At 42.5% G+C, this 402-nt stretch carries 2 tRNA genes; both read right to left on the reverse strand.

The features are described from left to right. Positions 1-191 precede the first annotated feature (191 nt). Positions 192-267: transfer RNA gene (locus NJD71_RS13760), tRNA-Ala, on the reverse strand. Between the two features lie 10 nt (positions 268-277). Further along, positions 278-354: transfer RNA gene (locus NJD71_RS13765), tRNA-Ile, on the reverse strand. Between the last annotated feature and the right edge of the window lie 48 nt (positions 355-402).

Here is a 402-nt window from a genome sequence, read left to right on the forward strand (position 1 = left end):
AGTTATTAAGGTTAAGAAGTGCGCGTGAACACGCTCTTCCTAACCCAGACTCATATCTATGTTTTTAAATAGTCTCTATGCTCTCGTCGAGTCACAGATTCTGTATAAAACAGAAAGAAGTAATCTTATGCAAATCACTTGTTTCTATTTGATACCTATTTTATTTAGCACTCTAAGCTTAACTAAAGTAGTGGTGGAGCCAAACGGAGTCGAACCGTTGACCTCCTGCGTGCAAGGCAGGCGCTCTACCAACTGAGCTATGGCCCCATTATATAAATGGTGGGTCTAAGTGGACTCGAACCACTGACCCCCGCGTTATCAACACGGTGCTCTAACCAGCTGAGCTACAGACCCTAATACGTCCTAAAACGTAAGCTTAAACTAAAGAACAACTTGTTGTGA

Source organism: Psychrobacter sp. PP-21, assembly GCF_033790785.1.
Taxonomy (GTDB): domain Bacteria; phylum Pseudomonadota; class Gammaproteobacteria; order Pseudomonadales; family Moraxellaceae; genus Psychrobacter.